Source organism: Kitasatospora arboriphila (assembly GCF_039528095.1).
GTDB classification, from domain to species: Bacteria; Actinomycetota; Actinomycetes; order Streptomycetales; family Streptomycetaceae; genus Kitasatospora; species Kitasatospora arboriphila.
In genome coordinates this window covers 21,854-27,853 of sequence record NZ_BAAALD010000097.1, presented here as the reverse complement: position 1 = coordinate 27,853, position 6,000 = coordinate 21,854, and the positions used below count along the sequence as shown (strand labels likewise).

Below are 6,000 nucleotides of genomic sequence, written 5' to 3'. Positions count from 1 at the left end.
CCCCGACGACCGCCGTGTGCCGCGGGCCGCGCCCGACGGCGCCCCGCCCGCGGCGCGGGAGGCCGGCTGCGGGCTGCACCGCCGGCTGCACGCCGCCCTGGAGCCGGCCGAGCTGAGCGCCGTCGGCGCCGTCCGCCGCCGGCTGCGGGCCGTGCTCGACCGCTGGGGGATACCGCCGGAGCGGGCCGACACCGCGGAGCTGCTCGCCTCGGAACTGATCACCAATGCGCTGGTGCACACCCGGGCCGGCGCGGTGTTCGACGCGGAACTCACTCCGGACGGCCTGCTCCGGATCGAAGTCCGCGATGCCGCGACCGGACTGCCCGGGCGCCGGGCACCCGGCGAGTACGCCACCTCGGGCCGCGGACTGCTGCTGGTCGAAGCGCTGGCGGACGACTGGGGAGTGCAGCTCCGCGGCGAGGGCAAGGTCACCTGGTTCGAGCTCGGACCGTCCTGAAACGTGTACGAACCATCACCGCGGCCCCATCTTTGCCCCATCTTCGCGACACCCGGACGGTGCTCCGGGATTGCCGCCTTGCCGAACATACGACAGGCTAGTGAGAATGTGTGCGCGGTGTGCGGCGGGAAGAACCGATTCCCGACCGGCCCCACCGGCCGGCACACCGAATCCGATCACGACCCGGCCGTGCCGTCCCCCGGACGGCACGGCCTGCAGCGGCAGGAGACACATGGCGACAGAGCCCGAGCCGCAGGGGCCCGCGCGCCGGAGCCCACCGGCCCAGGCGGTGCGCACCGCCGCGGGCCACGCGCTGCGCACCGCGACCGCCGGCCTGCCCGTCCCCCCGACCGGCCGCGGCCTGCCCGGCCGCGGCGGCGACTCCACCCCCGACTGGCTCGAGCCGGCGATGGCCGCCAACGGCATCGGCTCGTTCGACTGGGACATCCGCCGCGACATCCTCGAGGGCGACCAGCGGGCCTGCGACATCCTGGGTCTCGACCCGGACCGCTTCGACCGCAGCTCCGCCGCCTTCCTCGCCCTGCTCCACCCCGAGGACGCCCCGGTCGTCAGCCGCCGGGTCGAGCGGGCCGTCGCCGAGCTCGGCCAGTGCGGCGCCTACTACCGCACCGTCCACCCCGGCGGCGAGATGCACGCCGTGCGCTTCCGCGGCCGGGTCCTGGCCGACGCCTTCGGCCGCCCGTCCCGGATGGTCGGCTTCGTCTGGGACGCCACCGTCGAGCTGCACAAGCGGGAGAAGGCCGGCGAGCTCGCCGCGCTGCGCGAGGAGCGCTCCCGGTTCATCAAGGAGGCCGCCCGGGCGCTGTCCGAGGCGGTCACCGTCCGCGACGTCGCCCGGGTCTTCACCGAGCTGCCGCTGCCCGGCCTGCCGCCGGACGGCCTGGTGCTCGCCTCCATGGAGGCCGGCCGGCTCGCCATCCTCGGCGCCAGCGGCTACCGCAGCGAGCTGATCGCCCGGCACGACCGCTCCCCGCTCGCCGCCGACCACCCGATGGCCTTCGCCGTCCGCACCCGCACCCCCGTCTTCATCGCCGACCGCGACGAGTACCGCGAGCGCTACCCGGAGGCGTGGGAGCAGCTCGGCGCCGGCACCGGCCGCAGCTCCTGGGCCTTCCTGCCGCTGGTCGTCAGCGGCCGGGCGATCGGCGTCTGCGTGGTCAGCTTCGACGACGACCGCGAGCTCGACGCCGACGAGCGCACCCTGCTCTCCACCCTCGGCGGCCTGGTCGCCCAGTCCCTGGCCCGCGCCCAGCTGCACGACGCCGAGCACGAGCTCGCCGCCAGCCTGCAGCGGGTCATGCTGCCGCGCGCCGTGCCCTCGGTGCCCGGCGTCACCACCGCCGTCCGCTACCTCGCGGCCGGCTCCGGCCTGCAGATCGGCGGCGACTGGTACGACGTGGTCCCGCTGCCCGGCGGCCACGTGGGCCTGGTCATCGGCGACGTCCAGGGCCACGACGTGCACGCGGCCGGCATCATGGGCCAGCTGCGGATCGCCCTGCGCGCCTACGCGGCCGAGGGCCACCCGCCCGCCGCGGTGATGGCCCGTGCCTCCCGCTTCCTCGCCGACCTGGACACCGACCACTTCGCCACCTGCACCTACGCCGAGGTCAACGTCGACTACGGCGTGGTCTACGCGGTGCGGGCCGGCCACCTCGACCCGGTGGTCCGCCGGGCCGACGGCTCGGCCTGTGTCCTGCCGGTCGCCGGCGGCCTGCCGCTCGGCGTCGACCCCGACGAGGAGTACCGGGTCACCCGGTTCAGCCTCGACCCCGGCGAGACCGTGCTGCTCTGCACCGACGGCCTGGTCGAGGCCCGCGGCATGGACCTCGACACCGGCTTCGACCGGCTCTGCGAGGCGGTCGCCGCACCGCTGCCCGCCCGCGACGAGTCCGCCCGCGAACCGCTGGAGGAGCTGGCCGACCGGGTCGCCGCCCGGGCCGCCGACTCCAGCGAGCGCGAGGACGACATAGCGCTGCTGCTGCTCCGCTGGGACGGCCCCTCCGGCGGCCGCGCCGCCCAGCAGCTGCGGCGCCGGATCGGCCAGGCCGACCTCGCCCGGATCTCCGAGCTCCGCGGCGAACTGCGGGACGCGCTGAGACGCTGGCAGGTGCCGGACCTCATCGACACCGCCGAACTGCTCTCCTCCGAGCTGGTCACCAACGCGATCCGGCACACCGACCGGGACGCGATGTTCACCGCCCGGCTCTACCAGGCGCCCGGCCAGGGCCGGGCCCGCCTGCGGGTCGAGGTCGAGGACGAGTCGGACCTGTGGCCGACCCGCCGCACGCCCGGCGAACAGGCCTCCTCCGGCCGCGGACTGATGCTGGTGGAGGCGCTCGCCGACGGCTGGGGCGTGGAGCCCCGCGGCTCCGGCAAGCGGATGTGGTTCGAGCTGTCCGCCGAGGGCCCCGCCCCGACGGACGGCCAGGTGTACTGAGGCCGGGGACGCGGGCAGCCCCCGGCGCGCTCCGGCCGATCAGCCGAACTGCTGCTCCAGGTCCTTGAGCTTCTGCTCCAGGGAGTCCAGGCGGGGGAGCGTCATGGTGTCCTCCTCCGGGGTCAGGTCGACGCTCGGCGGCGCCGGGCGGACCGGCAGCCCCGGCTGCGGGGCAGGCCGGACCTCGGCGGGTGCGGCGTCGACGGCTATGACGGGCTCCGTGCCGCCCGCCTCCAACTGCCGGGCGGCGGAACGCTGGCGCCAGCCCCCGTGGTGGCGGCCGATGGCGCGGATCTCGGCCCGCTCCCGGGCGGCGGCGGCCGCCCGGCGGTCGTCGCGGACCTCCTCGACGGCCTCGTCCAGGGTGCGCACGCCCTCCAGCAGCATCAGCGACCAGGCGGCGTACGTCTCCCGCGGGGCCCGCAGCCAGCGGACGATCCGGATCTGCGGCAGCGGACGGGGCACCAGGCCCTGTTCGCGCAGGGCCGCCCGGCGGGTCTGCTTGAGCGCCCGGTCGAAGAGCACGGCCGCCGAGAGGGACATACCGGCGAAGAACTGCGGCGCCCCGGCGTGGCCCAGGCCGCGCGGCGCGTGCACCCAGTTGAACCAGGCGGAGGCACCGGCGAACAGCCACACCAGCAGCCGGGAGCCGAGCGCCGCGTCGCCGTGGCTGGCCTCGCGGACGGCGAGCACCGAGCAGAACATCGCGGCACCGTCCAGGCCGAACGGCACCAGGTACTCCCAGCCCCCGGAGAGGTTGAGGTTCTGCACGCCGAAGCCGACCAGGCCGTGGAAGGACAGCGCCGCGGCGACCGCGGCGCAGCAGAAGAGCAGGGTGTACGAGGCGGCCCCGTACAGGGATTCCTTGCGGCGGCGGCGATCCTCCGAGCGCTCCCAGGAATCGGACCCGCCGGTCGCCGCGGCGGCCCGGTTGCGGGCGAACGCCACGAGGACGGCGGCGACCACCAGGAGGGCCGTGCCCGCCGCGCCCCAGCCCAGTGGTATGTCGGACAGTCTCATGACCTGAACCAGCCTCGCTTTCCTGCGTAGGGACGGCTGGTCCATGATGGCGGAGAATTCCGGTGCCGCAGGGCCGGATTACCGGCGATGCACCGGTGCGGGGGAATTATCGGCGAATATTCGAATGGCAATCACCTTTCCTGCTGTCGCGGGCAGGTGAAACACAGCTCGTTCGGGCTAACGGTGTAGAACAGGCAGCAGGTGGACCGAGTGCGTGTACGGATTCCGTCCCCCGGCCGGAAGGCGGCGCCGCCGACGAAGGGGGCCGGTCCGCCGCCGGGCAGCAGAGCGGTGAGCTCCGCGACCGCGCGCTCCTCCTCGCCGAGTTGGCCGGCCAGGAACCAGAGGACCTCGACCACGTCGTCGGTGGCCGTGCCCCAGAGGGTCCGCGGGCCGCGCCGCACCCAGGGGCGGAACGCGGCCACCATGGGCGCCACGTGCTCGTGCACCGCGTCGAGCAGTTCGGCGCGCAGCGCGGCCTCGTCCGGCACGGTGCGCAGCAGGCCCCCGGCGGCCAGCGGGTCGCCCGGCAGGCCGACCAACTCCACCGGGTCCACGGTCAGTTCGCCGTGCGCCCGGTGGAAGGCGACCCGGCCGACCGGCAGCCGGGGCACCCGGCGCTCCAGGAACCACGGCAGGGTGACGGCCAGCGCCACCGGCCACACCCAGCGGTGGAAGCAGAACCCCGCCGCCACGTCGGGCCGCAGCGCGGTGCCGTGGTCGCGCTCGCCGGCCTCGGCGTCGAAGGCGATCGCGGCGCGGACGGCCTCCGGGTCCGCCGCCAGGTCTCCGGCGCGGGCCCAGCCGTCGCCGGAGGGCGGCGGCGCCAGTCGGACGCGCAGGGCGGGGTGGGCGGCGGTCAGTCTGCGGTACGTGCCCGCGAGCGGCGGTTCGGGGCGGGCCGGCACCGGGGCGGCCTCAGCGGCGGTCAGGGTCATGCGGGCCCCAGCGGTACGGACGGGGCTCGGCGGAGCCCGGGGACGGCGTCGGCGGAACCCGTCCGGGGCACTGCTCGCCCCGGACAGGTTAGCCTTACCTTAGCTCACGTCCGTCGCGCCGCCGAGGCCGCCCGCCCCGGCATCGGACCCGTCGATGCCCGGGCGCGCCGGGGGAGCGGCCGCGCGGTGCGCCCGGACCGGCCCGGACCGCACCGCGCACCCGCCCCCGCTCAGGCCGTCCCCGGTGCCCGGACCACCGCGCCGTCCTGGACCGCGCCCTGCGGCGGGACCTGCAACCGGCCGGCCAGCCAGACCGGCACCCCGCCGAGGGCCTGGACCAGCCGGGCCGCCTCGGCCCGCAGCCGGACCGCCTCCGCCGGCTCGACGACGTCCGCGAGGGCGGCCAGGGCCGGCGCCACCCCCACCGTGAACCCGAGCTCCTCGCGCAGCCGCAGCGAGGCGCGGAACCCCTCCCGCGCCCGCTCCCGGTCGCCGCCGGCCATCGCCAACCCGGCCAGGTGCCGCCAGGTGTAGGAGCAGAGCAGGTCGTCGTGGCGCTCCACCGCCGCGTCGTGCGCCCGGCGGTAGGCGATCCGCGCCGCCGCCGGGTCGTGCAGCAGGTTCTCGGCGACCAGGCCGCGCCGGAAGTCCAGCAGCGGGCGGCCCGGCGCGTCCGGGGGCAGCAGCGCGGAGGTCCGCCCCAGCGCAGCCTGCGCCTCGTCCAGCCGGTCCCGCCGGCCCAGCACGCTCGCCACGTACGCCAGGAACCCCCGGGCGCAGGCCGCCGCGGTCCGCCGCCCGGGCGCCGCCGCCCCCGCCTCGGCGAGGCGCAGCGCGGCCTCCGCCTCGGCCCAGTTCGCGGCCGTGAACATGCACTGCTCGATGAGGAGTTCGGCCCGCTCCAGCGCGGCGGTCGGATCCCGCCCGGCGTGCGGTCGCAGTAACTCCGCAGCCTCCTGCCAGCATCCGCGCGACCGCAGCCGCCATACGGCGTCCGCCACGCCCCCCGGGCCCGTTCCGTGCTCCGACAACGCCACCTCCTTGTGTGCGCCATCCGGCAGGGGCGCGGCCGTCCCCTCCGCCGCGCTGTGGCGGCAATTCAACACGGGGGCGAGCTTGTGCACCAG

5 protein-coding genes are annotated in these 6,000 nt (G+C 76.4%); 2 read left to right on the top strand and 3 right to left on the bottom strand.

The genetic code is table 11. The features are described 5' to 3' along the window. Positions 1-16 precede the first annotated feature (16 nt). Together ABD353_RS32765 and ABD353_RS32760 are read left to right on the top strand one after the other, a co-directional pair. Positions 17-457, top strand: a complete 441-nt coding sequence (locus ABD353_RS32765; RefSeq protein ID WP_344627325.1) for an ATP-binding protein — start codon at positions 17-19, stop codon at positions 455-457. Between the two features lie 232 nt (positions 458-689). Continuing rightward, positions 690-2,915, top strand: coding sequence for a SpoIIE family protein phosphatase (locus ABD353_RS32760; RefSeq protein ID WP_344627323.1), 2,226 nt, complete (start codon positions 690-692; stop codon positions 2,913-2,915). Positions 2,916-2,954: 39 nt separating this feature from the next. Here ABD353_RS32760 and ABD353_RS32755 read toward each other — a convergent pair whose 3' ends face one another. The 3 genes from ABD353_RS32755 to ABD353_RS32745 form a co-directional block, all read right to left on the bottom strand. Next, a complete protein-coding gene (locus ABD353_RS32755) occupies positions 2,955-3,935 on the bottom strand; it encodes a DUF2637 domain-containing protein (protein WP_344627322.1) in 981 nt (326 codons plus the stop codon). A 131-nt stretch (positions 3,936-4,066) separates the two neighbouring features. After that, positions 4,067-4,873 (bottom strand): (2Fe-2S)-binding protein, encoded by an 807-nt coding sequence (locus tag ABD353_RS32750; protein ID WP_344627321.1) that lies wholly within the window; start codon positions 4,871-4,873, stop codon positions 4,067-4,069. Between the two features lie 230 nt (positions 4,874-5,103). After that, complete coding sequence (locus tag ABD353_RS32745) at positions 5,104-5,904, bottom strand: hypothetical protein (RefSeq protein ID WP_344627320.1); 801 nt, start codon at positions 5,902-5,904, stop codon at positions 5,104-5,106. Between the last annotated feature and the right edge of the window lie 96 nt (positions 5,905-6,000).

Coding starts and splice junctions, on each gene's coding strand:
- ABD353_RS32760 (WP_344627323.1), top strand. CDS start 690: ATGGCGACAGAGCCCGAGCCGCAGGGGCCCGCGCGCCGGAGCCCACCG.
- ABD353_RS32755 (WP_344627322.1), bottom strand. CDS start 3,935: ATGAGACTGTCCGACATACCACTGGGCTGGGGCGCGGCGGGCACGGCC.
- ABD353_RS32750 (WP_344627321.1), bottom strand. CDS start 4,873: ATGACCCTGACCGCCGCTGAGGCCGCCCCGGTGCCGGCCCGCCCCGAA.